This is a genomic window from Streptomyces sp. NPDC045998 (genome assembly GCF_056430285.1).
The window spans coordinates 2,863-24,526 of record NZ_JBWKLJ010000018.1 but is presented as its reverse complement, the minus strand read 5'-3'; the positions used below and the strand labels follow the sequence as shown (position 1 = coordinate 24,526).

Annotated in this window: 27 protein-coding genes; 21 read left to right on the top strand and 6 right to left on the bottom strand. The window is 70.7% G+C overall.

The annotated features are described in order from the left end of the window. Positions 1-772: 772 nt before the first annotated feature. From AC07FJ_RS33390 to AC07FJ_RS33375, 4 genes are all read left to right on the top strand, one after another. On the top strand, positions 773-1,594 hold the full coding sequence (locus tag AC07FJ_RS33390; protein ID WP_479052928.1) for a ParA family protein: 822 nt from the start codon (positions 773-775) through the stop codon (positions 1,592-1,594). After that, positions 1,591-1,911 carry a hypothetical protein gene (locus AC07FJ_RS33385; protein ID WP_479052927.1) on the top strand — a complete coding sequence of 107 codons (321 nt, stop codon included), beginning with the start codon at positions 1,591-1,593 and terminating at the stop codon, positions 1,909-1,911. Before AC07FJ_RS33390 ends, AC07FJ_RS33385 begins: the two co-directional genes overlap by 4 nt. 342 nt (positions 1,912-2,253) lie before the next feature. Continuing rightward, on the top strand, positions 2,254-2,421 hold the full coding sequence (locus AC07FJ_RS33380) for a hypothetical protein (RefSeq protein ID WP_479052926.1): 168 nt from the start codon (positions 2,254-2,256) through the stop codon (positions 2,419-2,421). A 130-nt stretch (positions 2,422-2,551) separates the two neighbouring features. Beyond that, on the top strand, positions 2,552-2,851 hold the full coding sequence (locus AC07FJ_RS33375) for a hypothetical protein (RefSeq protein WP_479052925.1): 300 nt from the start codon (positions 2,552-2,554) through the stop codon (positions 2,849-2,851). Between the two features lie 37 nt (positions 2,852-2,888). On the opposite strand, the gene AC07FJ_RS33370 is transcribed toward AC07FJ_RS33375, so the two are convergent. From AC07FJ_RS33370 to AC07FJ_RS33355, 4 genes are all read right to left on the bottom strand, one after another. After that, positions 2,889-3,092 carry a hypothetical protein gene (locus tag AC07FJ_RS33370; RefSeq protein ID WP_479052924.1) on the bottom strand — a complete coding sequence of 68 codons (204 nt, stop codon included), beginning with the start codon at positions 3,090-3,092 and terminating at the stop codon, positions 2,889-2,891. 103 nt (positions 3,093-3,195) lie between these two features. Next, on the bottom strand, positions 3,196-3,753 hold the full coding sequence (gene tpg / locus AC07FJ_RS33365) for a telomere-protecting terminal protein Tpg (protein ID WP_479052923.1): 558 nt from the start codon (positions 3,751-3,753) through the stop codon (positions 3,196-3,198). A gap of 168 nt (positions 3,754-3,921) precedes the next feature. Then, complete coding sequence (locus tag AC07FJ_RS33360; protein ID WP_479052922.1) at positions 3,922-4,653, bottom strand: hypothetical protein; 732 nt, start codon at positions 4,651-4,653, stop codon at positions 3,922-3,924. A gap of 1,020 nt (positions 4,654-5,673) precedes the next feature. Continuing rightward, a complete protein-coding gene (locus tag AC07FJ_RS33355; protein WP_479052921.1) occupies positions 5,674-6,396 on the bottom strand; it encodes a GntR family transcriptional regulator in 723 nt (240 codons plus the stop codon). Positions 6,397-6,611: 215 nt separating this feature from the next. Here AC07FJ_RS33355 and AC07FJ_RS33350 point away from each other — a divergent pair, with 215 nt between their 5' ends. The 14 genes from AC07FJ_RS33350 (at position 6,612) to AC07FJ_RS33285 (ending at position 18,809) form a co-directional block, all read left to right on the top strand. After that, positions 6,612-6,764: a hypothetical protein gene (locus tag AC07FJ_RS33350; protein ID WP_479052920.1), complete on the top strand. Its 153-nt coding sequence runs from the start codon at positions 6,612-6,614 to the stop codon at positions 6,762-6,764. Positions 6,765-6,913: 149 nt separating this feature from the next. Further along, complete coding sequence (locus AC07FJ_RS33345; protein ID WP_479052919.1) at positions 6,914-7,081, top strand: hypothetical protein; 168 nt, start codon at positions 6,914-6,916, stop codon at positions 7,079-7,081. Beyond that, positions 7,081-7,248, top strand: a complete 168-nt coding sequence (locus AC07FJ_RS33340) for a hypothetical protein (RefSeq protein ID WP_479052918.1) — start codon at positions 7,081-7,083, stop codon at positions 7,246-7,248. Before AC07FJ_RS33345 ends, AC07FJ_RS33340 begins: the two co-directional genes overlap by 1 nt. 449 nt (positions 7,249-7,697) lie before the next feature. Then, positions 7,698-7,829, top strand: coding sequence for a hypothetical protein (locus AC07FJ_RS33335; protein ID WP_479052917.1), 132 nt, complete (start codon positions 7,698-7,700; stop codon positions 7,827-7,829). Between the two features lie 184 nt (positions 7,830-8,013). Continuing rightward, positions 8,014-8,247, top strand: coding sequence for a hypothetical protein (locus tag AC07FJ_RS33330; protein ID WP_479052916.1), 234 nt, complete (start codon positions 8,014-8,016; stop codon positions 8,245-8,247). Between the two features lie 17 nt (positions 8,248-8,264). After that, a complete protein-coding gene (locus tag AC07FJ_RS33325; RefSeq protein ID WP_479052915.1) occupies positions 8,265-8,756 on the top strand; it encodes a hypothetical protein in 492 nt (163 codons plus the stop codon). Beyond that, positions 8,753-8,920 carry a hypothetical protein gene (locus tag AC07FJ_RS33320; protein ID WP_479052914.1) on the top strand — a complete coding sequence of 56 codons (168 nt, stop codon included), beginning with the start codon at positions 8,753-8,755 and terminating at the stop codon, positions 8,918-8,920. Before AC07FJ_RS33325 ends, AC07FJ_RS33320 begins: the two co-directional genes overlap by 4 nt. Positions 8,921-9,047: 127 nt before the next feature. After that, complete coding sequence (locus AC07FJ_RS33315; RefSeq protein ID WP_479052930.1) at positions 9,048-10,748, top strand: DUF2637 domain-containing protein; 1,701 nt, start codon at positions 9,048-9,050, stop codon at positions 10,746-10,748. A gap of 270 nt (positions 10,749-11,018) precedes the next feature. Beyond that, entirely contained in the window at positions 11,019-12,647 is a 1,629-nt protein-coding gene (locus AC07FJ_RS33310; RefSeq protein WP_479052913.1) for a hypothetical protein, read from the top strand. Positions 12,648-12,838: 191 nt separating this feature from the next. Continuing rightward, positions 12,839-13,810, top strand: a complete 972-nt coding sequence (locus tag AC07FJ_RS33305; protein ID WP_479052929.1) for a C40 family peptidase — start codon at positions 12,839-12,841, stop codon at positions 13,808-13,810. 2 nt (positions 13,811-13,812) lie between these two features. Further along, positions 13,813-14,106 (top strand): hypothetical protein, encoded by a 294-nt coding sequence (locus AC07FJ_RS33300; RefSeq protein ID WP_479052912.1) that lies wholly within the window; start codon positions 13,813-13,815, stop codon positions 14,104-14,106. Between the two features lie 6 nt (positions 14,107-14,112). Further along, positions 14,113-15,372 (top strand): hypothetical protein, encoded by a 1,260-nt coding sequence (locus AC07FJ_RS33295; protein ID WP_479052911.1) that lies wholly within the window; start codon positions 14,113-14,115, stop codon positions 15,370-15,372. A gap of 168 nt (positions 15,373-15,540) precedes the next feature. Beyond that, complete coding sequence (locus tag AC07FJ_RS33290) at positions 15,541-16,641, top strand: hypothetical protein (protein ID WP_479052910.1); 1,101 nt, start codon at positions 15,541-15,543, stop codon at positions 16,639-16,641. After that, positions 16,638-18,809 (top strand): hypothetical protein, encoded by a 2,172-nt coding sequence (locus AC07FJ_RS33285; protein WP_479052909.1) that lies wholly within the window; start codon positions 16,638-16,640, stop codon positions 18,807-18,809. Before AC07FJ_RS33290 ends, AC07FJ_RS33285 begins: the two co-directional genes overlap by 4 nt. Before the next feature lie 67 nt (positions 18,810-18,876). Here AC07FJ_RS33285 and AC07FJ_RS33280 read toward each other — a convergent pair whose 3' ends face one another. Further along, a complete protein-coding gene (locus tag AC07FJ_RS33280; protein ID WP_479052908.1) occupies positions 18,877-19,353 on the bottom strand; it encodes a hypothetical protein in 477 nt (158 codons plus the stop codon). A 148-nt stretch (positions 19,354-19,501) separates the two neighbouring features. Here AC07FJ_RS33280 and AC07FJ_RS33275 point away from each other — a divergent pair, with 148 nt between their 5' ends. The 3 genes from AC07FJ_RS33275 (at position 19,502) to AC07FJ_RS33265 (ending at position 21,365) form a co-directional block, all read left to right on the top strand. Further along, positions 19,502-19,927, top strand: coding sequence for a hypothetical protein (locus tag AC07FJ_RS33275; RefSeq protein ID WP_479052907.1), 426 nt, complete (start codon positions 19,502-19,504; stop codon positions 19,925-19,927). A 2-nt stretch (positions 19,928-19,929) separates the two neighbouring features. Further along, positions 19,930-20,673 carry a MucR family transcriptional regulator gene (locus tag AC07FJ_RS33270; protein ID WP_479052906.1) on the top strand — a complete coding sequence of 248 codons (744 nt, stop codon included), beginning with the start codon at positions 19,930-19,932 and terminating at the stop codon, positions 20,671-20,673. A 350-nt stretch (positions 20,674-21,023) separates the two neighbouring features. Then, the gene (locus tag AC07FJ_RS33265; RefSeq protein WP_479052905.1) at positions 21,024-21,365 is read left to right on the top strand and encodes a hypothetical protein; all 342 of its coding nucleotides are present in this window, start codon (positions 21,024-21,026) and stop codon (positions 21,363-21,365) included. On the opposite strand, the gene AC07FJ_RS33260 is transcribed toward AC07FJ_RS33265, so the two are convergent. Further along, complete coding sequence (locus tag AC07FJ_RS33260) at positions 21,349-21,525, bottom strand: hypothetical protein (protein ID WP_479052904.1); 177 nt, start codon at positions 21,523-21,525, stop codon at positions 21,349-21,351. The genes AC07FJ_RS33265 and AC07FJ_RS33260 overlap by 17 nt on opposite strands. Between the last annotated feature and the right edge of the window lie 139 nt (positions 21,526-21,664).

The window sequence follows — 21,664 nt, the reverse complement described above, 5'->3', positions numbered from 1 at the left end:
CGTCCTAGGACGACCACCCGGTAGAGCTCCCCGTGCATCACAACTGGGCACTGTGTAGAGCGACCGGAAGAGACGGACCCCCCGGCGGGGGTTGGAGGGGCAAGCACATGATTGAGCGAGACGCGAAAGCCGTAGCCGTTCTAACGGAAAGCATTGATGCCTTCTTCGAGGAAGTGGACCCAGAGGACTTTGAGTCGGAGGATTTGGCATTGTCCCTGGTGCGTGCGCTCCGGCGGGCGGGCGTATTCGGTGAGTGACACTTCTTGCGCTTCTCTGGCGTGAGAGAGCGTATATAGAAAGCTGCGTATCGGGGCCGCCCGTGCTTGGGGAGCGCGGGCGGCCCCGCGTTATTCATAGAGCCGCTGGAACGCCGATCTGTTCGGCTGGACGTATTTGCCTCTTAGGCGCAGCGTATTTGCCTCTCCGGTGGAATTCGGTGCGGGGGACGGAATGAACGGCGTGAGCGTGGTTGCCGGGTGCTGAGCGCGGCGCGCGGGGGCGGCCCTCGCGGGCGCGGCGGAGGGGTTCATGAGCGCAAGGGCCCGCCTCACGAGCGTGGGGCGGCGCTTCTTGGGCGGTGGGTGACGCCTCATGGGCGCGGCGGAGGGGCTTCTCGGCGGGCATGGGCTCCTCCGCGGGTGCCGCCGCGTTGCTTGCGAGCTAGCTAACTAGCTACCTACCTAGCTAGCTAGCTACCTATCTACCTCGCTAGCTATCTAGGTAGATAGGTAGGTAGAGGGCGAGTGGGTGGGGTGGGGCTAAGATCCGGCGCATGACTGACATGCCCGTGGTGGGCAGCTACTCGGAGACGGGCGGCGCAACGAAGACGGCGACGGCGGTGTCTATTGCCGTGTCGTACGCGGAGGCGCACCCGGATGAACTGGTGGTCCTCGGGGATCTCGACCCCCGGGGCGCGGCCACGAAGTGGACGGAGGCCAAGCCGGCGGAACCGGGGCTGGACATGTCCGCGATCCTGGGACAGGACGATGTCAAGGGGTGGGCGGCAGAGCTGGCTGTGCCGCTCAACCCTGCGAAGGGCTGGCCGGCGAACCTGCGGGTGATCCCGTCCGGGTTCCGGCCGCAGGCGGCTCAGGAGTCGCTGCGTGAGGATCACGCCGAGTTGCGTGTGAGAAAGAGTCTCGCGGGGCTGAATGCCGGTCTCGTGGTCTTTGACTTTCCGAACCGGCAAGGAGGGATGATCACTCAGAACGGTTTGAGCGCATGCACGGGAATTGTGTATGCGGGAAAGCCGGATGAAGACGGGCTGGATGGAGTAGACGGCGCGGTTGAAACCGTGCAGAAGTTTCATGAGTACCGTCGCGAACTCGGAATTGCTGAGCTGCCCCGAGAAATTGGGATAGTGCTAGGCGGAGCTTATCGCGGCGCGGTCGTGACGAAAGACGAGCGGCGGGCCGTGGAAGTGTTCCGGGAGAACTACCCGGAGTTGCTCATCACGCCTTTCGTGCCGTGGCTGGGCATTGTGAAGGAGGCCCGGTCCGCTGGTGAGTGGTACGGGAAGTACCCCAAAGGCTCGACTGCGGCTGTCGCATACGCGGAGATCACCAAGGTGGTCGTGGAGAGGATGAGCCGATGAGCGGCGTCGAAGATGAGCGGCCGGAACCGCGGGTGAGGCCGCGACCCGCACCGCGTTCAGGTGACCCGGCGCGGCCGCCGAGCCCGCCGGCCGCGCCTCCAGCCGAAGCTCTGCCGCCACGGACCAGCCGGCGGGCGCAGGCGCTCGTCCAGCTCAACACCCGGGTCGTCCCCTTGCTCGACGACCTGGTCGCGATGGTGGTGCAGCAGCGGGGCATGAGCAAGCGCGAGGTGATCGAGCATGCGCTGCGGCAGGCGTACCCGGCGGAGTACCGGGCGCTAGTAGAGGGCGAGCGTGCAAGCGAGCGTGCTAGCTAGCACGCTCGCGAGCGCGCCCGAGGGCGGCGGCTGCGTACGGAGCGGCCGCCGCCCTCGGCGTAGTCGGGGGTAGGGTCGGCGGCAGTCCGTGCCGGTATGGGGTGCGCGGATCAGGCTCGGTGCCCAGCGTTCTGGCCCGCGCTCGTTACTCGGGTCGGCGCGGCCGCGCCGCTGGTGCTCAACGTGGGTACGTCGTTACCGACGACGTCCGTACGGCGTTGACCTGGTATGACAACTCTGCAGCACGCTTCGACCAGCGGCATCACCGTTGCATGGATGCGGTGCACGGTGTGCTCGGGTCTCAGCGGCCTCATCCTGGGGGACGACCCTGTGGCGCCTCTGATGGCGGCCGCAGCCGACCACGTCCGACAGGCCCATCCCGAGCGCAGCGTCGCGGACGTGATCGTGATGCAGACGGCGGACGCTGCGAGCTTCGGGGGCCCCGACCCGAGGCCCGACCCGGCCGGGTGGGCTGCCCGCTTCAACGCCCGGTTCCCGGGCGACTTCTGAGCGGCTCCGTACGGCTGGCGGGCCGTCCCCTGGTGCTTCCAGGGGACGGCCCGTTTCGGGTCCCCGGGTCCCTACGACCTGGCCCAGCGCGGCGTGGACCCGTACGACGGCCGGGCCTACAGTCGAGTATGTGAGCGATATCCCCGTGCCGGTCGAGTCCCGTCCGTGGTCCCCGCAGGACGGGCCCGCGCCGGTCGTGGAGGGCTGGACGCCGGGGCACCGGCCCGCGTTGTACGTCTGGGACGGGCAGCGCTGGCGGTACTGCGAGGTGCAGGCGCGACAGCGCTACCCAGACGGCCGGACGGTGTATCAGGTGCCCGTCCGCGATGCGGTGCGGGCGTATGAGTGGCCGCAGCCGGGCCTGCGGGTGGCGCACCCGCCCACCGACGGGCCGGCCGGACCGACCAGCATCGACTCCGCCAACGCCTGATCACGGGCGCGCCGTTGCCGGGTCTTCCCCCAGCCGGCTACTGCGACGGCGGCGTCAGCGGGCGGGGACGCCGGGCCTGCGTGGCGGCCGCGGCGGCTGGCCGGGCCGCCAGCACACCCCGGCGGCGCAGCTCTTCGATGTCCGGGAGCGGCACGGCAGGCAGGTCGGCAAGGTCGGCCTGCGCGGCGCGGCGCGGCGCAGTTGAGTCCGGGCCCGGGCCGAGGGCGCGTCGATCAGTCACGGGCGCATCGTAGAGCTGGGGGTCGGGTGCAGGGGCACCCGACCCCGACGTGCTGCGCCGCGGTCGCTCTGTACGCCGGTCTGCGTGCCGCGGCGCCGCGGGCCTACAGGCCGAACTCGCAGTAATCGATGTCGGTGAGCTCCACGTCCAGGCCGTGAGCACGGCGGCCGCCGTCGCGGAAGTACACCTCCCCGAGGGCCTGCGCGGCGACCTGCCGCAACTGCTGCTCGGCGGCACCCGCCTCTTGGGACTGGAGGAGGCGGGCGGCGTGCTCGGGCGGGAGCGCAAGAGTGAGCCGCCGCATGCGGGCGTCGTCGGTCGTACCAGGCGCGGCGGTGAAGCCGAACCGCGCCCGGATGTCGATCACGATGCCGCCCGTGGTCGCTGCGGCCTTCCGCGCCCGGGCGCGGACCTGCGGCTGCCAACGCCGGGTCACCTCGGCCGCCATCCGGGCCGCGAGGTCGGCCCGAGGCCTCTTGATCTCGCCCTTGACGTACCGCTCGACGGTCCGCTGCGAGACGCCGAGGAGCTGCGCCACCGCCCGTGTGCTGCCCTTCTCCTGACGGACGAGGTAGCGCACCTGGGCGCCGGCCGACTTCGGGATCGGGCGGGTGAATACCCCTTGCAGGGCCTTTTCGAGGCTTTCGCCAAGGATGCCCATGATGGTCTCCGAATGCGTGGTTGGTGAGGGGGCGGGCGCTGACGGACCGCCAACGACCCCCGAGTCTCTGCTGAATGGCTGTGCGCCGTTCTGCGGGCCGCTCGCCGCCCCGGATGATGTCGGGGTCGCCGGAGCGGCCCGCAGGCCGCTGGAGCGCTCTACAGCGCCCTACACGGGCGCTCCCTCCGCGTCTGCCGCCCTTGCCGCGTCAACGGCTGCTGCCTTCGCGGCTTCCCACTCGGCGTCAGCTGCCGCCTTCGCGGCCTCAGCCTTGATCTTGCACCGGCCGCAGAGCCCGGCCGTCTGAACCGCCCGTCCGCAGCCGTCGCCGCCGTAGCCCGGGCAGTCACCCAACTCGGTAGCGGGCGCGTGCACGCTGGCGCAGGGGATGCACTGCGCCCCGGGGGCCACGACCGCCCGTCCGCAGCCGTCAACGCACACCGGCTGGACGCCGCCGTTCAGGCACCGGCCGCACAAGTCGCTACCGGGGACGGCGAGTCGTCCACACATGCCGTCCTCGCCCGGGCACAGGCGCATCTTGCCGTGCCCGGCGGCGTCGGCCTCCAGCGTGGCGAGCTTCTCCTCAACGCTCGGGGGCAGCACCACCGACGGCGCGTCATCGACCGCGTCGTGCTGCGCACGGCCGGACTGTGCGGGGATCAGCGGCACCTCACCGGCCGGGCCGACGGCGATCAGGTCCCGGAGCCGTCGCCCCACCACCGCCGCGACCGTGCGCGTCATCGGCTGCGGCAGCGGCCGGGACACCAGCGCATGCCGGATCTCCTGAGGGGTGAACCCCGCCTCCAGCATGCCCGTGACCACCATTCCCTGATCCCGCAGCGACTGCGCGTGCGTGATCGTCCACTCCGGGCACTCCGCCGCCACCGCACGCAGCACCATGACCCCCGGTGAGGGATCGACGGCAGACGGCACCGGCCGGGCACCCTCCCCCCCGTTGCTGCCGCTGTTGTCCGGCGCGGCGCCAGCCGCCGCCGGTCCTGTCTCCCCCTCCGCAGCCGGGGGCACGTCCTGGTCCTGGTCGCGGCGCTCCCCCCCGTCCGTCCCTCCGTCCGTCCCGAGCGCCCCACCTACCTGCACCAACGGACGGACGGACGGACGGGACCGGGTTTCTGTTGAGGGGAGAGTTACAGGGGAGGGTTGGGGGACTGACAGTCCCCCCCCCGGGGATTGACAGTCCCCCCCTACCGGGGACTGACAGTCCCCCCCCCTGGCTTCGGGGAGGGGGGACTGTGAGTCCCCCCCCTCCTTCTTCTTGCGCGGCTTGCCCTTGTCGGACCGCTCGGTGCGCGGCGGCGCGGCAGGCAGCGGCGGCCGGTCCTCTGGGGTGAGCGGGGGGAGACCTCGGTGTGCGCGGTCGGCGTTGACCCGCGCGAGTCGGTCGGGCCCGTACCAGGACGCCGGGATCATGAGGTCGTACACCTTCGGGCGCACGTGCGCCGGGATGTACCGGGCCGCCGACTGGTCCCCCAGCTTGATCAATCCGCGCTTCCTGAAGTCGGCCAGGCGCCGCTGTACGTGCTTCGGGTCGCACAGCGCGATGCGAGCGAGCGTGTTACGGCTGGGGAAGGTGTTGCAGCCGTCTGCGTCGGCCTTCTCGGCCAGTCCGCAGAGGATCATCCGGTCCGTCGTGTTGTTGACCGGGCTGTCGTGCATGGCCCACAGGAGCGGTTCGAGCGCCACGAGGGCGATCCTTTCCGGTCTCCCTCGCGAGTGTCGGCGTGCGGAGCGCACCCATGGGTACACTCGGCGGAGACCTGACTTGGTCAACCCGCCGTCCCGGGAGGTCAGAGCCCCGGGGTTCAAACGGCGGGTTTTAACGTTTGGTGCGGATGAGACTACGCCCAGTCAACGGGGCGGGTGGTCACCTGGTGGTGATGGTGTCTGCGTGCCGCCCGACCGCTAGCGCAGGGACGTAGTCCACCGCAGCGGCGTAGCTCCCCCGACCACCTTGACGGCGACTTCGACCACCCGGTCGTCTGCCAGGTACACGGTGCGGACCACCTGCGTCACCACGACATCGCCGGCCGTCAGGCCCAGGGCCGTCTTCTCGGCCTGCGTGGCGTATCGAGACGTGACCTCTTCGAGGACGCGGTCCTGCGGCACCCCCAGCCGCTCCGCCGCCAGCTCCCGCGACCCGCCCGTGGACACCGGCTCAGTCAGCTCCGGCGTCACGCCGACCACATACGCCGGGTAGTAGCTGCTGCTCACATGCACGGGTACGCCGCCGCGGCTCACCACCCGTCGGCGTACATGCACGGGCGTGCCGGGGGGCACGTCGAGACGCGGCGCGACCAGCTCATCAGCACCGACCGTGCCGACTTCGAGGATGCGGGAGCTCTCCCCGCCGCCGAGGGCCGACCCCGTGGCGGCGTGCAGGGCCACCCGGTCGGCGATGTTGTTGCTGATCGGTCCCGCCACCACCGTGCCCACCCCCGCCTTCGGGAGTGTCAGGCCCTCCGCCTTGAGCACGCGGAACGCGCGGTTCACCGTCGTCTGCGCAACGCCGTAGTGCTGGGCTACCTCCCGCATCGAGGGCATCGTGTCGCCCGCCTTCAGTACGCCGTCCTGGATCTGCTGGCGGTAGTGCGCCGCAATCTCCGCGTATCCGACCTTCGGAGCCATTTCGTCTCTTCCCCTTTCCGATGCTTTGTCCGCGCTTGCTCGCTCACGTGCAGCGCCACACCTCAGAGCCTAGGCGAAGTAGACATCAGTCGCTACCACTAGCGCTCGGTGGCGCTAGTGCTCTACATTGTTCCCGGAGCCACCCGGTACCCCCACCAGGGAAACGGGGGCTTCCATGTGTTGACCTGCGGAAACGACCTGAGGAGAGACGAACCATGGCGGATGAGATGACGTTCCGTGACCGCATGCTCATGGAGGCGGAGGAGGTCTACGCGTCCATCGAGCGGGGTGAACACCCGGACGTCGAGGCGGCGCTGATGGACGCGCAGTTCCGGGCGTCCGCCGACGGCGACGCGTCGCGCGGCTGAGCTGCCGCAGTGCTCGGTCCGCCCGCCCCATTCGAGCTGGGGCGGGCGGGTCGGGGAGCTGTGCAGAACAGCCCCGACGGCGGCCGGGGTGCGGGAACACCCCAGCCGCCCGAGATCACCCACCTGATCTGACCAGGAGGGCAACCCCTATGGAGCGTATCGCCACGCCTGCGGGCGTGATCATCCAGTACGAGCCCCAGCCCTGTACCGCCTGCGGCGGCCAGAAGGGCGCCATCGAGACCACGTTCAGCGCCAACGGCACCCGGATCGACACCTGGCGCACCTGCGCCGGCTGCGGTGGATCGGGGGTGCGGTGATGAGCGACGCCGAGCGCCAAGCCGCTGCCGCCGCGATGGAGGCCGCGCGCGCTGCCGCCGCGCAGGCCGCGCGGGACGCCGAGGTCGCCGCCGCACGCATAAGGGAAGCGACCGCCGCGGCGGCAGCGAACGCGGCGGCTGCCGCCGCGCACCTCGCCAGCCGCTGACCCCTTCGGGGTCCCGCCGCAGAAGCGCACCCCCCACGGGGGCAGGCCACTGCGGCACGGGCCCCCGGACCATCCCCGCCGGGTCTTCGGACCCGGCGCCCCCACCCGGAACCGCCCCTCGGGGCGGCGCCGGATGAGGGCGCCGCACACGGCCCCACAGCACCACCCCCGCCCGGACAGGCAGCGCGTGATGGCGGCCTGAAAGGCAGCGGCCGTTCCTTCTGAACTCCATAGCGAGATAGATCAGGCAACTGCGACAAGCCGACCCTGCCGCGCGACCAACAGCACGCACCTTCTCCCATGCCGCTCTCACGGGCGGACAAGGACCCGAACGCGCAGGTGAGACAAGGGTGAAGATCGCGGGCCCCGTAGGAAGCAGACCGGTTCGAGTCCGGTCCGGGGCACTGCGGCACCCAACGTGCCGCGTCAAGATCCCGAAGGGAACTCGCATGACTGACCAGCCGAAGAAGAGCCGCGTTCGGATCAACCTGACCGGCAAGCGCGACCGCGACATGCCCGCGTCGACCGGCACCCCGGCGTCGCGGGTCCGCATCAACCTGACCGGCAAGCGCGACAAGTAGCGCGTACACCCCAGCCCCGGTTCGTGCGCGATGCTGCGGGATCGAATCCCGCCCGGGGCGCTGCGGCCAACGGCCGCTCGGGGCTGGGCACCGGCCCGCCCCCGTCGTACGACAGCCCCAGGGTGTAGGGCCCCGGGGCTGTCTCGTAGGTCACCTGAGTGAGAGGCAGACCCACATGCCCAGCATGACACGCACCATGATCCCGCCCGGGCGCCGGGCCGGAACCCCCGACAGCGTCCTCAACCGCGGCGGGACCGATGCGTTCCACCAGCTGGTGCGGCACCTGGTCGCGGACGGCGACCGGCGCGCCCGCCTAGCCGGCCGCCGTGCGCGCCGCACGCTCCACGAGATGGCGCCCGAGCACGAGCGCCCCCCGCTGCTGTCGTTCCGCCGCTCCACGCCGCCGTTGGGCCGGTGATCGGCATGTTCCGTCTCGTGCGCACCAGCACGCTGGCCGAACTCCGGGCCGAGCTGGACACCGCCCGCCAGGAGCGCGACTACGCACAGGTCGAGGCGAGCATGGCGTCGGACTCCGCGATCCGGGCCGAGCTCGCGGTGGAGATGCAACAGCGTGAAATCGACCGGGCCCGCGCCGACCGCCGCGAGGCCGAGCGCGAGGCGGCCCGTGCCGAGGGCGAGCTAGCCGTCCTGCGCGCTCAGGTCCTGCTGGACACCGAGGATCGCGCGGTCCTGCGGGCCCTGCTGCGGACCGCCCGCAGGCAGGCGCAGCTCCATCGCGTGTACGCGCTGTTCCACCACGGACGGCTGCACAGCGTGCACGCCAGCATCGACGCGGCGGAGGCCGCCGCGGAGGCGCAGGGGGCGCCGCGGAGCGGGTGGACCGCCCACCTGCCCGGCGACGCCATGCCCCCGGCCGCTGAGGTGATCTGGCGCGTCCAGCCGCTTCCCCTCGGGGGCGTCGAGTGACCGATCCCCTGTACGGCCGGTACATGAAGGCCGCAGCCGACCACCGCGCGCACGCCGAGGCCTGCGCCACGTGCACGCCGCACGCGCGGTGTGCCGTCGGCCAGCGCCTCTACGAGGCGTTCGCGCGGGTCCAGGACGCCTACCTCGCCCGCCGCCGTAGCTGACAGCACATCAGACCGCAGCCCGCTGTGACGACGCCCCGGCCCATGCGTGATGCTGCGGGATCGGATCCCGCCCGGGGCACTCCCAGACTTCCCGCCCGCTCTGCACGATGGAGGACCACCCGTGACCATGCTCGACACACTCCCCGCCGCGCGGGCGCCCCAGCCCGACGCGCCCGCTGCGGAGGAGGTGACCACCCCGGCCGCCGCCGAGACAACCGCCCCCAACGCCGACTCCGAGGGCGCCGTGCCGGACCGTACGCCGCCCGCCCTGCGCGACATGCCGCCCCTGCTGTGGCCCGTCGCCGTGGTAGCCCTGGTGGGCGGGACGGTCGCCGCACTGACCGGGTTCGGCCTGTCCTACGGCACCCTTGTCGAAGCCGCGCGGGGCTGGGGGTTCGGCCCCCGGGGAAGCCTGGTGTTCCCCGCCGGAGTCGACGGCGCGATCCTCGCCTTCTACGCCATGGATCTGATCCTCGTGTGGCGTCAGATGCCCAAACCCCTGCTGCGCGGCGCGGCGCACCTGATGACGGCCGTCACCATCGTGCTGAACGTCACCGCCGCCGCCGGGTCGGCGCCGGGCCGGCCGGATGTGTGGGCCGCGCTCAGCGAACAGCCCGGACGGCTCATCAGCCACGCCGCGATGCCGGTCGTGTTCGTGCTCACCGTCGAGGGCGTACGGCACCTGATCACCCGCACGGCGCGGCTGGAGGCGGGCACGGATGCGGGCGTGCTCACCCTGGCGGACTGGCTGCTGCGCCCCGCGACCACGTGGCAGGTCTACCGGCACGCCAAGACGTGGCCGTGCACCTACGCGCAGGCCCGTGAGCAGATCCGGGCCCGCGCGGTGTACCGGGTGTGGCTCCAGCACCGTGAGGCGATCGAGGAGGGACTGGAGGAGGGGCAGGTCTCCGTTCTGGACCGCCTGCCCGACCTGCTGGCCCCGTACGGCGTGAGCGTCGAGGAGGCCCTGGCGATGCCGGACCAGATGCGGCTCGATGAGCGCAAGCGGCAGGCCAAGCGCGAGCGCGTCAACCAGGAGCTCCAGCACCAGGCCGAGCGCGAGGAGCGCGAGCGCGCCCACGCCGAGAAGCTGGCCCGGCTCGCCGCCGAGAAGGAGGAGTTGATGGCGGCCGGTGAGGCCGACATGCTCCGCGCCGAGATCGAGGGCAAGCGCAAGGCCGCCCAGCACCGCGCGGCCGCCGCCGCCGACACGGCCGCCATCGAAGCGGGCGCCGCCCGCAGCGCCGCCGAGCGCGCGGCCACCGAGGCCGAGCGCCGCGCCGCCGCCGAGGAGGAGGCCGAGGAGTCGGCCCGCACGGCCGCGCTGCGCCGCAAGGCCGCCGAGGACGCGCGGGCCGCCGCCCGCGCTCAGGAGGAAGCCGCCCTCACCGCCGACCGCGCCGCCGACGTCGCTGCCCGCGCCGCCGCCAAGGAGGCCGAGGCGCAGCGCATCGCCGCCGCCGCCGCCCGCGATAAGGAGGCCGCCGCCCTGAGCGAACAGCGCGCCAAGCACGCCCTGGAGGAGGCGCGCCGCGCCGAGCTGCGGGCGGTCGCGGTCGAGGACGCGCTGAGCCTGTCGGACCGCGACCGCCGCGTGCGGCGCGTCGCCTGGATGATCGCCACCCGCGCGGGCGGTGACCTGCTGGCGCTGCCGCTCGGTGACATCGAGCGGGCGCTGGGCGTGCAGAACGGGGCCGCCTCCACCTACCGCAAGGAGGCCGGTGCGCTCATCGAGTCTGGCTACGACTACAGCAAGGACCCGCTTCACGCCGCCTACCAGGACGTGTACGGGCGGGCCCGGGAGCTCCAGGGCCACGCGGGCGCCTGATGTGCTCCGGCACCACCAGTGAGGGCCGGTCCGGTGACGCCGGACCGGCCCTGGCCGCGACTGCCGGAACAGGGGTCGACAGGGGGTTCACACCGGCTGCGTGACCTGACGAGCAATCAAATTGTTTGCAGTTGCAGACGTCAGGGGGCAGATCCGGTGAGTACCACCTGAGTAGGAACGCAGGTGCCCAACAGGCACCGCGGAGTGGAAAATTCAGCGCCCAAAATTTGCGTGCGGGATATGCTTGCGCGCTCAGGAGTTGGAGGGGGCGTGGGGAAGAAGAGACAGCAACAGCAGGAGCAGGACGCCTACGCGCAGGGCGCGGGCGCCCTTGGCGGACTGGTGATCGTGTTCGGCGTGCTCGCCGCCATCAAGGACCGGTTAGGCCTGTCCTGGCCGGTCACCGTACTGCTCACCGTCGGGACGCTGGTCCTACTCGGCTACCTGGCGTGGCAGATCCGAACAGGCGTCAAGCGCCTGCTAGCGGGCGACGTACGGCCCGTGGCCGCCGCAACGGCCGCCCTGAGTCAGGAGGCGCTCGCCTCCGCGGACGGGGCCGAGGAGGTTCGTGCACACCCGGAGCTGACGGAGGCTCTGGTCACGGCGGGCGTCATCGACAAGGCCGAGGTCATCCGGGCCGAGGAAGTCACCGTCACGCCAGTGTCCACGGGTAAGAAGTACGACTTCCTCTTGCCCAAGACCCGCACGTTCAAGGACGTCGAGACCCGGATCGCGAACGTGGCCGGCTGGTTCGGTGTCAGCCGCCTGCACGTGAAGGTGGAGCGAAGCCGCGACAACGAACGGCGCGTTCATCTGCTCATGCTCGATGAGCCTCCGTTCTCGCGCCCCTTCCCCGCGCCTTCGCGCAAGGAGATCGAGGCATTCAACGGGGTACCGCTCGGGCACGACGTGACGGGCCAACTGGTCGGCGTGCCGACGTTCTCCCGGGTATCGCTGCTGCTCGGCGGAATGACTCAGGTGGGCAAAACCACGCTCGTCAACGGGCTCATTACCTGCCTGCTCATCGGCTACGGCGAATTCGATCTGTATTTGCTTGACGGGAAACTGTGCGGGCTCATCAAGTTCGAGAATGCTTGCGTCCGCTATGAAGCGTCCGATTCTCCGGATGTCTTCGAAAGCATGGTGGACGAGCTGAACATCCGCGTGAATGAGCGATACCGCAAGAAGCAGGAAGCGCTCCGGAACCGACAGCCGGAACCGAAGTTCAAGCCGGTCTTCTTCATCGTGGATGAAGTAGCCGACTTCTTTGCCGACGATGGAACGCCCAAGGGGAAAGAGAAGAGCCAGCGCATTGCGGAGAAAGCACGCAAGCTTGTCGCCAAGTCGCTGGAATCTGAAATCTCCACCATCATGATGACCCAGCGTCCCGATAAGGACGCAATCCCGGTGAACGTCCGCAACCAGTTCCAAATCCGGGTGTGCATGTACGTGGAATCCCAGGGAACCGCGAAAGTAACCCTGGGAGACTCGTACTTCACTACGGCCGCACCGATCGACCCGACGCACCTCAACCCGAACATCCCGGGTCAAGCGGTCTTGTTCGCGGGCGGCACGTCCACTCTCATCCGTGGGTTCTTCTTCGAGGACAAATTCATTTGGGAAGTCGTGGACGAGGTAAGCGCCCGGAAACAGAAGAATCTCCAAAAGGCGCCGGAATCACCGCTCACGCAGGCAATCAACCTGATGCGCGACAAGGGGTTGGAGTTCATCCCGACCGCCGAACTAGCCCCGGCCCTCGGAATTACCGAGACCAGTCCCGTAACCCGCGGCAAGGAACTTTCCAAGCGGCTCGGAGTCACGCCCGGCAAGGACGACACGGGCGTGGTGCGCGGCTACTGGCTGCGCGACCTGGTCGCGGCCGCCACGTCCGACCTGTAGCGGCCAGCAGGTACCGCTGAGCATCCGCTGAGCATCCGCTGGAACCCCCCGCTGATCCGCTGGCCAGCAGATCGCCAGCGGATCACCAGCGGATCACCAGCAGATGCCGAAAGGTGCGCTGACCAGCGCAAACAGCCGAACAAGCAGGGAAGGGGGGAGGACGCACGTTGCGTGCCTCTACAGCCGTCACGATCGGCGTGGGAGCCACCGCGGCCGTGGTCGTGGCCGCGCTCGTCCAGGCGGCCGGCAACGACCCGGTCGGCGCCGCGCTCGGCGTGTCCGTGCCGGCCGAGTACCAGGAGCTCATCGAGGAGGCGGGGAACGCCTGCCCGGAACTGAGTCCGAATCTGCTCGCCGCGCTGCTCAAGCAGGAATCGGGATTCAACCCGAAAGCGAAATCGCCGGTAGGGGCGCAGGGTATCGCGCAGTTCATGCCGTCCACGTGGGAGCGCCACGGAATCGACGGCAACGGGGACGGAAAGCGGGACGTGTGGGATCCCGAAGACGCCATCCCGTCATCAGCGCAATACCTCTGCACCATCGCCGAGGACGTGAAAGACGTCCCCGGAAACAAACAGCACAACATGCTCGCCGCCTACAACGCGGGCCCCGACGCCGTCCGCAGATACGGCGGCGTACCTCCCTACAAGGAAACGCAGAACTACGTCAGGGCGATAAGCGCAACCGCCAACCAGCCGTCCGGTAGCGGCAATACCGCGACGACGACGCAGGCGGTCACCGCTATCAAGGCGGCACAAGAAAAGATCGGCACCCCGTACTCATGGGGTGGAGGAAACGCACAGGGCGCCAGTACGGGTATCTGCTGCTCACCGAATGGAAGCTCCGGGAAGTCGATCACGGGATTCGACTGCTCCGGGCTCACCCTGTACGCCTACGCACAAGCGGGTATTTCCCTTCCCCGCACAGCGGCGGCGCAGTACGCGGCGTCCGAGCCGGTAAAGCCCGGTGATGTGCGCCCCGGTGATTTGGTCTTCTACGGCCGCAGCGCCGCGAGCATTCACCACGTCGGCATCTACGTCGGTAACGGGTGGATGATCGACGCGCCCCGACCCGGAACTCAAGTGCGCTTTTCCCCGATGGACACCATGACCGACCTGTACGGCGTCGCCCGACCCGTACACCACAACAGCAAGGAGATCTGAGCATGCCCAAGCCCACCTTCCTCGCGGCCGGCCAGGACCTCAGCACCGGATTCAAGGACTTCTTCGAGACGATCGGCCTGACTGGTGGCGGTCTGGTCACCAAGGGGTGCGCGGCCGTCATCGCCGTCATCGCCGTGCGGATGCTGCTCCAGCTCTCCAGCGACCCCAAGACCGCCATGCGCAAGGGACTGATGGCGGTGGGCACGCTCTTCGTCGCCCTGGTCCTCGCGCTGTACGGCGACACGCTGTTCGCGACCGTGACCGACGGCGCCCCCGCCGCAAGCCCCAAGGGGTGATGACTCGTGCCGGACAAGGACAACGACCCCTGCGACCTACTGAAAGGCACGCCGGGCTACCAGTACTGCCACGGCGACGGCAGCGGCCCGCCTGATGGGGGTGGGTCGCCCGACGCTGGCGGTGGTGTCACCCAGGACGCGTCCGGTCTCGTAGAGGACCTGGCCGCGCTCCTCATCGGGAAGATCAATGGGCTACTCGCGCCGAAAGATGCGTGGGCGCCGGAGAAGGCCGACAGCGCTCTCTACGCGCCGTTCTTGTGGCTGGGGCAGCACCTCGCGGTCGCGATCTGCATGTGCGTGGTCGTCGTGTGCGGTCTGACTGCGTGGCAGGGCGCTCCCCGCCTGCGGCAGATGGGCGCTTCGACCGGGTGGACGCTGGCGGCTGTGGCCGGGATGGCGTCCATCCCGGGGGCGGTGATGATGCTGAACGATGCCTTGAGCGCGGCGTTCACGGCGGCGTTCAACAGCAACGAGTCGACACTTTTCAAGACGATCAGTGCTGATCTGGACAAGGGGGCGGACTCGTCAAACCCCCTGGCCTGGCTGATCATCATCGCTGCGCTGGTCGTCGGCCTGGCCTTTGCGATGTTGGTGTTCATGTGCCGTCAGCTCGGGGTCCTGGCATTCGTGTGCCTGGCGCCCGTGGTGCTGGCGTCGCTGGCGCGCGGGGGCGACACCACCGCCGTCAAGGCGTGGGCGAACCGTCTGCTGGGGCTGATGTTTGCGCCGTTCGCGCTGCTGCTGGTCGCGCCGCTTGTGGCGTTCGTGAAGGGCGCGATCGTCATGGACGCCGTGCTGCTGCTCGCCGCCGACGCCCTGATGCTGCGCATGATCGCCCACGGCGTGCCCTACATCGGGCCGAGGGTGGCGGGCGCCGTGCGGTCGGTGGTGGAGCGCCGTACGACCCACCCCGTGGCGCTCGCGGTCGTACGGGCCGGAGCACCGACCGTGTACGAGCGGGAGAACGGTCCGCGTGAGCCGCGCATCGTGGACACCCCCGGCCGCGCGGTCTCGCAGGACCGGGGCGTGCTGCTGGCCGCGTACGGCATCAAGCAGCGCCGGGACCCCGGTCGGCTGACGACCGCGTCCACCATCGCGAAGGTCCAGAAGGACGCGTCCCGCACCGCGCAGCTCACCGAGGCGCGGCGGCAGGCGCGCGCCGCAGTCCGGCCGCCGACGCAGGGCCGGGGCCAGCCGGCCAGCCCCGCGCCGCGGGCGGCCGGGAACCCGGGCGCGGGCTCCGGCCCGTCGTCCGGCAACCCCTGACCGGCTGAGGCTGAGTACGAGCACCAGCCGTGCGTACTGCGGGCACTGAGCCTCAGTGCCCGCAGTACCTCCAGCCCCTGGCCCCGGCCGTCCGCCCCCACCCTCTGGCGGTGGGGCGGACCGCCGGGGCCAGGGCGCATCGGCGCACCAGACGAAGGAGTCGATCCCGTGTATTCCCTGACGCCCGGCTACCGCATTCCCGCCCTCCAGCGCGGGCTCAGCCCCGCCGAGTCGACGCTGACCAAACTCAACTTGGGGGCCGGGGGCGCCGTGCTGGCGTCCGCGATGATCAACCCGCCGCCTCTGTGGGCGTTCGGCGCGGTCGGCGCGGCCGCGGCGGTGCTCAACCTCGCGCCGGGGCCGCGCTCGATCGGTCGGTGGGCGGCCGTCGGCTACCGGCGTCTGCGCGAGCGCACCGCGCCGGCCTCCATGGCTGCGCAGCCGGGAGCTACCGCGACGTGGACCCTGTACCCGGACCACGGCACCATGCAGGACCCGCTGCGCCGGGCGGGGTTCCATGAGGCGGTCTCCCGGGCGCTGACGTTCGCTGGGAATCAGTCCCGCACGCCCGGGATCCAGGTGCACGTCACCCACCACGCCGCCGTGCGCGAGTACACCGTGCACACGCAGACCATCTCCGTCCACGTGCCCAAGGGGCTGGGGCAGTCAGATCGGATCTTGGGCCGGTTGGAGGGCGAGTTCGCGCGGCTGGGCGTGCTGACGCCGGTTGAGCTGGATCCGGTGCCTGTCGTGATGGAGCGCGGGCCCGGCTGGATCGGTACGGAGGACGGCCGCTACGGCGCCACGGCCCGGATCACCGGATGGCCCGAGGACACCGACGGTGGTTTGATGCAGCGGCTGCTGCTGGGCGACGGCCGCACCGACCGGGACGAATCGCTGTTCGCCGCGGACCGGTCGTTCGCGGTCCTGTACCGGCCGCTCCCGGCGCGCCAGTCCCGCCGGTCCGCCATGCTCCAGACCGCCGCAACCGAGGCGTTCACCGTCGACAAGGTCAAGCAAGACGCCCTCCACCGCGCCAGCGGCACGACGCACGAAGCGCTCGTCGAGGGCGCGACGCTCGTCGACATCGACGCCTACCTGACGGTGTGGGGCGACAGCCCCGAGGCCGTCACCGATCTGCGCTGGCAGGCCACGCTCACGGCCGACCGGCACCGCATCCGGCTGGACTGGCTCACCGGCCAGCAGCACCGCGCCCACGTGATGACCACCCCGCACGGGGCCTCCACCCGGAAAGGGTCGATCCTGTGATCCGTCTGCCCTCCACCCACGCCGCGATCACCGCGCCGCTGGTCGCCTCCAGCGCCGCGTTCCCCGGCATCCCGATCGGGCGCTCGATGCTCGACGCCCGTGCGTTCCACCTCTCCCCCGTGCTCACGTCAGCGAAGGTGCTGCCGTCCACCAACTCGTTGGCGCTGGGCGGACTCGGCAGCGGCAAGAGCACGACCGCGAAGACGCGGATCAGGCGCGAGATCCTTGAGCACGGTCACCAGGCCGTCGTCATCGACTCGTACGGTGAGGACGCCTCCGGGGAGTGGGCGCCGCTCGTGCGCTCGCTCGGCGGTCTGGTCATCGAGGCCGGCCGGTTCACCCTGAACCCGTGCAGCGAGCTGTTCCCGCGCGAGGTCCGCGAGCAGCTGGTGCGCTCGCTCATCCTCGCGGTGGAGCCCGACGCGCTCACCACGCAGGCCACCCACGCGCTCCAGCACGCCATGGCCCACCCGAAAGCCACCGCACTAGGTGGCGTGGTAGACGCGCTCGTCACCCCGGAGGATGGCAGGTGGCCGGCCGAGAAGCTGGCCGAGTGGGGGGAGCGCCCCGCCATCGCCCTGTCCCGCTACACCGAAGGGTCGCTGCAGGGCCTGTTCGACGGCCAGGACGCGACCCTCCCACCCGTCGACCTGCCCATTTTGAGCTTCGACTTCACCAAGCTGGACCGCAACAGCCCCGCAATCCCGTCCCTGATGGCGGCGGTGGCGTGCTGGGCAGAGCATGTGTGGCTGCGCCAGTCCACCGCCCGCCATCGGCACCTCGTGCTCGAAGAGGCGTGGCAGATCCTGCTGTCCCCGGCCACCGCCGAGTTGATCCAGCGGCTGCTGAAGAACTCGCGGAAGTCTGCGCTTTCGCTCGATGTGGTGATGCACACGCTGTCCGACCTCGGGGACGGCAAGGCGCAGGACCTCGCGCGACTGTGCGAGATCGCGCACATCGGGCGGCTCGGCCCCGAGGAGGCCGCGGTGGTCGGCGCGCTGCTGGGCCTGCCGCAGTGGGCGGTAGATGTGATCCCGGCGCTCGATCCGGGTCAGGCAGTGTGGAGGGTCGGGCCCGACTACGTGGACATCGTCGAGACCGTTCTCACCGAGGAGGAGGCGGTGCTCACCGACACCTCGCGGCGCCGCCGCCAGGCACAGCAGGCCGTCCGCGACGACGCGACCGTGGAGGAGGACGTCGACGACTGGGTCGAGGACGGGGACGACGGCCACACCGAGGAGCAGCCCGCCCCGGTCGAGGAGGAGCTGGACGTCGAGGGCGAGCTGGACGTCGAGGAGGAGGCGGACGGCTGGGACTGGGACATGCCGCCCAACGTCGTCGACACCCGGCACCAGGACGCCATCCAGGCCGCGCGGGAAGGGCGGTGCAGCGAAGCTGCGCAGCTCGCCGCGATCGGGGAGCGAGAGGACATCACCGCCCACGGCATCAACTCGGACGAGGTTGTGGCGTGGCTGGTGACCCGCGCCCGGGTGGCGGATCTGTGCGGAGACCCCGAACAGGGGGTACGGCTGCGCGCTACCGTCAGTCGCATGGGCAAGGATCCGCAGTGGTACGAGAGGACCGACACGACGGAGCCAGCGTGGTACAGCGGGCCCGAGCCAGAGCCGTTCACCCCCGAACCGCAACCGCTGGAACAGTCCGGCCCGCCCGCACGGCGCCGGCGGACCTGGCCGTACGTCGCAGCTGTCGCGGCCCTCTCCATCGCGGCCGCCGGTGTGTGGCAGAGCAGCGCCACCGAGCAGCACCGCGAGGAGCGCCAGAAGAAGGCGGCCGCGTACAAGGGCCGGTCCGGCGCCGAACTGCACATGGACGGGGCCAGCGTCGACCTGGTGGCCCAATGGAACGGCGACCGGGACAAGGTCGTCATCTCGATGCGGTCCTACTTCGACCGGAACACCAAGTACCTGCGACTCGATGCCGACGGCCGGAGCGCCTACACCACCCGAGGAGAGGACCGTTGGATCGGTAAGACCCCCGAGATCGCCCTCCCGGTCACGGACCCGCTGGCTGATGTCACGGTCCGGGTAGCGGTTGGTGGGAAGACTTGGCGAGACGGGGCCCGGGCAGAGTCCCGCACGGTGCGCCTGTCCCCGACCGGCGCCGCGTACGACGCCGAGACCGGGGAGCGTCTGCCGTCCGATCTCTAGTCCGTGTGCTGATGCGAGAAGCGCCCTCCCGGTACCGGGAGGGCGCTTTTTTGCGTTCAGGGGGCGGTCACTTCAGGGTGATGCACGACCGGTGCTTGTCGCCCTTGTACTGGGCGCAGATCTGCGTTCCCTGCGGGTACCGGGGGCCGGTGTGCCCGCCGCGCCCCCAGTGCGTCTCCACGAACGGGCGCGACTTCCCTCCCCCCTTGTGTACGGCCCGCTTCCACTCTCCGCCGATCTTCGCGGCGCGGCCGGGGGCCCTGTAGGTCCACTGCGCGTAGTACGCGGCGCCCGCCTTCACCGGGGCTTTGGAGGTGTAGACCCAGCCGACGTAGCGACTGGACGACCCCTTCGCGTACCAGTACTCCACCACGATGCCCGAGCTGCACCCGCCCCCGGTGAGCGGCACGCACTGCCGGACCCGCTGATCGACGTACGAGGCCGCCGCGGTCGAGGGTGACGCGGCCGTGGCGGTCATCAGCGCGGCGGCGAGGACGAGCACCGCCGTACGGGCGGCCGGGAGCATCGGGGCATCAGTCGTCATGTGGCGTACAACGACATGCTGCTCGGCGCGGCACGGTCCGGCGCACGGACCACCATGTGTGTAGCGCGCTTGACATGCCAGGTCTCTCGCGACATGGTGATGTCAAGCGCGCTACACACATGGTGGCGCCCGACGAGGGGACACTCGCATGTCGATGATCATCACGGCCGAGCAGGTGCGAGCACTGTGGGACGACCCCAACCCCGCCGCCGTGATCGCGCGCGGCGACGACTACACGCCGGTGACGAAGGAGGACTTGGGCGCCCTCGCGTCCCACATCGGCACCGATGACGACGGCTACCCGCTGGAGGATCAGTGGGACGTCCTCGCGGCCCAGCTCAACTCCAACGTGCCGGACGAGCCGACGTCCAGCGCGGGGCACGACATTTTGCAGGAGATCACCGATGCGCGGCTGCGCCGTGACGAGGTGATCGAGCGCGCCAACGCCGAGTTCAACGACCTGATCCGCTCCGCCATGACCACGCGGAAGGGCGAAGCGCCCGTCACCGCCATGGCCAGGGCCGCCGGGATGTCCCGGGAGCGGCTCTACCAGATCAAAGACGGCCGCCGCTGACCGTGCGCACCCCGGATGACGCCTCGCCCGGTCTCGTCACCCGGCGCGAGGCCGAGCCCCTTCTCGGCTACGCGCCCGGCAGCCTGAAAGCGGTGATGCAGCAGCAGCGCGGCCGCTGGCCCGCCCCGGTCGCCTGCCGCGTACGCGGCAGGGCCCTGCTGTGGGACCTGAACGCCCTCCAGGCGGCCGCCGGGCAGGCCGCCGCCGTACGCTCCCGCCGCCCCTCCGGCGCCGACCACGACGGCATGGTGACCTGCCTCTCCTGCGGCCGCCAGTTCCGCTCCCTGGGCCCGCACCTGGCCCGCGCGCACCAGATGACCGCCGCCGAGTACCGCGCCGAACACCGCCTGCCCGCCAGCACCGCGCTGATGGCCCCCACGGTGCGCGGCGCCCTGTCGCAGGCCAGGACGACCGCGATGACCGCCGACCCGGACCTCATCGACCGGATGCGGGCCGCAACGCCCGCGCCGCACGACCTGGCGCAGCGCTCAGCCGACGCCCGCGCCGCCACCAACGACCTGCCGCCCGTACGCGCCGCCCGCGCAGCCGGCGCCCGCCGCGCCCTGCCCGCGGCGAACCGCGCCCGCCGCGCCGCGTTGGAGGCTCGCGCCCGGGCCGCCGGGTTCGACTCGATGGCCGCGGCGATCACAGCGACGCGCCACCTGCCGAGCCGTGCGGCGGCCGCGCGCATCGGCGTAGGGGCGAGCACCGTCAAGCGCTGGCGCAGCAAGACGCCCCAGCCCTGAAACCCCGAACGGGCCGGTCCCCCGAAAGCTCCCTGGGGGACCGGCCCGCAGCCGTGCGCATGATCAGCCGCCGAGAATGGCGTGTGCCGCCCGTTGGGGCTAGTCGCGCGGAGTGAACCTTTGGCCCGGACTAGCCCGAAGTCCTGCTAGTTGGGCCGTTGTTGTGGCGTCAGGATCGTGTCGGGGCGGTTCCTGGCTGGGTCTGGGGCGGGGGTTGCGGGGCTAACCCCGCCCTCCCGCACTGTGCCGTTCGCACCCGTTGCTGTCCGAAGCCCGGCCCGAGACGTAAGGGCTGACGGTGCACCACGCTCCGCCCGACCCAGCCGACCCAGACGAAAGAGGCAACCCGAATGTTCACCGCCCTGATCACGGACTCGCTCGCGGAAGTTCTCGGCGGTCTCGCCCTGGCCCTACTGCTGGCCCTCGCCGCGGCGGTCCGCCGTCGACGTACGGCAGCGCGTACGGGCGCGGTCACGGCCACCCCCGACCCGGGCGGCGCGCAGGCCCGTACGTACACGCTGCCCGGCACGCTGGCGTCGGACGGCAACCCCGCCAGGATCGTCAGCACCCGGCCGGCGGGGACGGTCATCCGGCACACCCTTCCCACCGGCCGCCGCGAGAGGTTCGAGCTGACCGACGCCGTGCTGCCCGACGGTACGTACGCGGCCGAGCCCCTCAGCCGCTACCGCTGACGTAACAAACGGCGGCAAACGTGTCGCAGACGATGACTGTGCAGAGGTCGGAGCATCCTTCGGTTTGCGCCTTGGCGCTGGGCAGGTCGGATTCGGTGATCCGGGAGTCCAGGTCGTTGATGAGGTGGTCGAGGTCGGCCAGTTCGATGGTTGTGGGCATGGGTGCCTCTCTCCTTTTCTCGGTGTGCGGTTCCGCCCCAGTGGGGGCCCGCCGGGGCGGGCGCCCTGGCGGAGGTCTGCGGCCCGGGGGGGGGGGGGGGGGGGGGAGAGGAGAAAGTAAGGGAGGGGGGGTAGGAGGG

Coding starts and splice junctions, on each gene's coding strand:
- AC07FJ_RS33380 (WP_479052926.1), top strand. CDS start 2,254: ATGGCGGCCGCAGCCGACCACGTCCGACAGGCCCATCCCGAGCGCAGC.
- AC07FJ_RS33265 (WP_479052905.1), top strand. CDS start 21,024: ATGTTCACCGCCCTGATCACGGACTCGCTCGCGGAAGTTCTCGGCGGT.
- AC07FJ_RS33390 (WP_479052928.1), top strand. CDS start 773: ATGACTGACATGCCCGTGGTGGGCAGCTACTCGGAGACGGGCGGCGCA.
- AC07FJ_RS33345 (WP_479052919.1), top strand. CDS start 6,914: ATGGAGCGTATCGCCACGCCTGCGGGCGTGATCATCCAGTACGAGCCC.
- tpg (WP_479052923.1), bottom strand. CDS start 3,753: ATGGGCATCCTTGGCGAAAGCCTCGAAAAGGCCCTGCAAGGGGTATTC.
- AC07FJ_RS33280 (WP_479052908.1), bottom strand. CDS start 19,353: ATGACGACTGATGCCCCGATGCTCCCGGCCGCCCGTACGGCGGTGCTC.
- AC07FJ_RS33315 (WP_479052930.1), top strand. CDS start 9,048: ATGCTCGACACACTCCCCGCCGCGCGGGCGCCCCAGCCCGACGCGCCC.
- AC07FJ_RS33360 (WP_479052922.1), bottom strand. CDS start 4,653: ATGGTGCTGCGTGCGGTGGCGGCGGAGTGCCCGGAGTGGACGATCACG.
- AC07FJ_RS33355 (WP_479052921.1), bottom strand. CDS start 6,396: ATGGCTCCGAAGGTCGGATACGCGGAGATTGCGGCGCACTACCGCCAG.
- AC07FJ_RS33340 (WP_479052918.1), top strand. CDS start 7,081: ATGAGCGACGCCGAGCGCCAAGCCGCTGCCGCCGCGATGGAGGCCGCG.
- AC07FJ_RS33275 (WP_479052907.1), top strand. CDS start 19,502: ATGTCGATGATCATCACGGCCGAGCAGGTGCGAGCACTGTGGGACGAC.
- AC07FJ_RS33330 (WP_479052916.1), top strand. CDS start 8,014: ATGACACGCACCATGATCCCGCCCGGGCGCCGGGCCGGAACCCCCGAC.
- AC07FJ_RS33385 (WP_479052927.1), top strand. CDS start 1,591: ATGAGCGGCGTCGAAGATGAGCGGCCGGAACCGCGGGTGAGGCCGCGA.
- AC07FJ_RS33260 (WP_479052904.1), bottom strand. CDS start 21,525: ATGCCCACAACCATCGAACTGGCCGACCTCGACCACCTCATCAACGAC.
- AC07FJ_RS33350 (WP_479052920.1), top strand. CDS start 6,612: ATGGCGGATGAGATGACGTTCCGTGACCGCATGCTCATGGAGGCGGAG.
- AC07FJ_RS33335 (WP_479052917.1), top strand. CDS start 7,698: ATGACTGACCAGCCGAAGAAGAGCCGCGTTCGGATCAACCTGACCGGC.
- AC07FJ_RS33300 (WP_479052912.1), top strand. CDS start 13,813: ATGCCCAAGCCCACCTTCCTCGCGGCCGGCCAGGACCTCAGCACCGGA.